The 1,095-nt window shown below is 66.7% G+C and carries 1 protein-coding gene; it reads left to right on the plus strand.

Annotated elements, in window-relative coordinates; genetic code table 11:
- Positions 1-121 precede the first annotated feature (121 nt).
- Positions 122-1,095 (plus strand): DUF4331 family protein (locus AAH979_RS43040; protein WP_346263880.1); only part of this gene is annotated, 974 nt, incomplete at its 3' end.

Below are 1,095 nucleotides of genomic sequence, written 5' to 3' on the forward strand. Positions count from 1 at the left end.
GACGGCGAGGAAGCAGGGAACGAGCGGCTCAGAGTCGTATTTGACCAATGACGCGATACAAGGAGATGTCACCGGTATGCTCGCATAAGTCTGGTTAGCCGTGAACTGTCGGGAGCGCATAGTGTCACATCACCTCGACACCCCCCTGGCGGCGCAGAGCGGCCAGCTCTACATCGACGACCTGTACGTCTTCGACGGCGAGCGCGGCACCGTGTTCGTGATGGATGTGAACAGCTCGATCACCGGCGCCGACATCAAACGCGGCTTCCAGACCGAGTCCCGCTACGAATTTAAGATCCACCTCGACGGTCACGAGATGGAGGACCTGACCTACCGGCTGACCTTCGGGGACGCGGACGGTCAGGGGCGGCAGTCGATGACGCTGCACGCGCTTGCCGGCGCCGAGGCGTGCGACGATGCGGCGACCGGCACGATGCTGATGGAGGGCATCACCGGCGACTCCGTCAGCGCCGACGGGCTCCAGCTCTGGGCCGGTCGCATCCGCGACCCGTTCTTCATTGACCTCGACCAGCTCGCGACCGTCAACGACGCCTTCAAGAACGGCGCGAAGCTGGACCGGAAGTCGTGGCGGCCGGATAACGCGAAGAACAGCTTCGCCGGCACCACCGTCGAGTCGATCGTCCTGGAGGTCGCCAGCGGCGACACGACGCTGCGCGACGGCAGCTCGATCGGCGTCTGGTGCCGCACCATGCTGGCCACCGACGCCGGCGGCTGGCGGCAGATCAACCGTGCTGGCCACCCCATGATGTGGCCCATCTTCTGGCCCACCGACACCGACTTCTCCGACCCGGCCAACGTCCGCCACCCCTGCCACGACCTGCGGGCCGACGGCGAGGGGATCGCCTCGACCATCGCGCGGGTGGTCGCGGCGAACGGCACCGCGCCGGATCCACAGGCGTACGGCTGGAGCGTGGCCCGAGAACTCTACCCGGACCTGCTGACGTACCAGGTCGGGACGCCGGCGAACTACGGCTTCGCGGTGCGCAACGGACGCACCATGCTGGACAACGCGCCCGAGGTGATGTTCTCCCTGGTGCTGAACACCGGAATGACCTCCGGCCTCACCCCGGACGT

The organism is Plantactinospora sp. ZYX-F-223, assembly GCF_039649625.1.
GTDB lineage: Bacteria > Actinomycetota > Actinomycetes > Mycobacteriales > Micromonosporaceae > Plantactinospora.